At 54.9% G+C, this 1,545-nt stretch carries 4 protein-coding genes; 3 read left to right on the top strand and 1 reads right to left on the bottom strand.

What is annotated here, in order from left to right:
• From GXX82_17380 to GXX82_17370, 3 genes are all read left to right on the top strand, one after another.
• Window positions 1-374, top strand: a 374-nt coding sequence (locus tag GXX82_17380; GenBank protein NLT24817.1) for a hypothetical protein, incomplete at its 5' end; no start/stop codon positions are given.
• 12 nt (window positions 375-386) lie between these two features.
• The gene (locus GXX82_17375; GenBank protein NLT24816.1) at window positions 387-551 is read left to right on the top strand and encodes a hypothetical protein; all 165 of its coding nucleotides are present in this window, start codon (window positions 387-389) and stop codon (window positions 549-551) included.
• A 38-nt stretch (window positions 552-589) separates the two neighbouring features.
• Window positions 590-1,132: a C_GCAxxG_C_C family protein gene (locus GXX82_17370; protein ID NLT24815.1), complete on the top strand. Its 543-nt coding sequence runs from the start codon at window positions 590-592 to the stop codon at window positions 1,130-1,132.
• 253 nt (window positions 1,133-1,385) lie between these two features.
• Here the strand turns inward: GXX82_17370 and GXX82_17365 are convergent.
• Window positions 1,386-1,545: hypothetical protein (locus GXX82_17365; protein NLT24814.1), on the bottom strand; the 160-nt coding region annotated here is incomplete at its 5' end.

Raw genomic sequence — 1,545 nt, 5'->3', positions numbered from 1 at the left:
CGTACCACGATCCCTGTCATATCGGCCGCGGAGGAGGGATATACGATGAGCCCAGGAAGGTCCTGTCGGCGATACCCAATCTCGAGGTCATCGAAATGGAACACGCCAGGGAAAACGCCTCCTGCTGCGGACGACACGTTATGCGTTATCCCCGGCTTGGTATGTCCATCAACGAAAACCGTCTTAATGAGGTTAAGGCGACGGGTGCGCCGGTCCTGGTCGGCGCCTGTCCGACATGCGAGACAAATTTCCGCCTGGGCATAGGCGAAACGGGTTCGAATCTGGAAGTTTTCGACATCACCGACCTGGTATGTCACAGCGTGGGATTGCCCACGCTGGTCATGAGCAAGCTCATGAGATTGGGTGTGATGTAAGGAGGGATCTCTATGGACATATTCCTGACGGATGAAGAATTACAGAGAGAAAAGGATCTCTTCGGGCCATGGCAGGAGACATATGAGACCCTGCAACCGAGGACCTGCGAAATAAAGGATTTTGTCCCGGACACGGGGGACGACAGCGACAGGCCGAAACCCCCGCCATCCTGTTGACGAAATACCTCAATACCTAATGGAAGAGAGGACGCACAATGGCTGAGCAGATATCTCAGGAAGAAAGACAGGAAATACTGGACAGGGTCGAAAGACGGGCCGCCGCATACGATTACGAATTCTCCGGATGCGGCCAGATGGTACTTCTGGCCCTCCAGCAGGAATTCAAACTCGCGACGGGAATGACGATCTTCAAGGCGCTGACCTTCGGCGGCCGGGCTACCTCGGGCATAGGACAGGTCTGCGGGGCCCTTGTCGGTGGAGTACTGGCGCTGGGCCTGGCTTCCGGCAGGGACAAGCTGGAAGATACCATATGGCCTGAGCCGGAAAACAAGGGAGAGACCGGGTTCCCGAGGTCCGTGGAGATCGTGAGGCAATTCTACAAAAAGTATCACGATGAATTTGGAAGTTTCCAGTGTGCCGAGATCCAGGCGAAGCTGCTCGGCAAGAGCTACGATCCCGAAAACAAGGAAGAGGCCTTGAGATTTGAACACGAGGGCGGACGTGAAGCCTGCTCAAAATGCGCGGGAAAATCGGCGCGGCTTGCCGCGGAAACTCTCCTGGAAATGCCCCGCCGTTAGAACACAGACGGGGCCATCCCGAAATCGAAGATCATTCGTCGGACGGCGGAAATTCCTGCTTCCCCGAAAATATGGCAGGGCTCCCATTTGCCCCATCTACACCTGCCGCCGTCCGACTATAATACCAGTGGTGACGATGATCTCCTCCGAATCACCAGGTTCATGTGCCGGTATACCTGACTCTCTTCCTCAAAGTGTTCCTTGACTTTTAATCTATGTCGTCGCACCATAAGGGATGAAAGTTCTTAAACCCTTAATAGCCGCCCTCCGGCCTTCGTATCGATTTCACCTCATGTTCACCCTGATGGTTGCCGCACTCATTGTCTCCCCCTTTCCCGTCGATGCCGTTGACCTTCCCGGTGTCAGCGTTACCTTCCATGATGGAAAGAAAAAGGAGCTCTGCCGCTTTGAGG

It is taken from the genome of Syntrophorhabdus sp. (assembly GCA_012719415.1).
Classification (GTDB): domain Bacteria; phylum Desulfobacterota; class Syntrophorhabdia; order Syntrophorhabdales; family Syntrophorhabdaceae; genus Delta-02.
The sequence above is the reverse complement of the archived record's forward strand: the minus strand, read 5'-3'. Positions and strand labels throughout refer to the sequence as shown.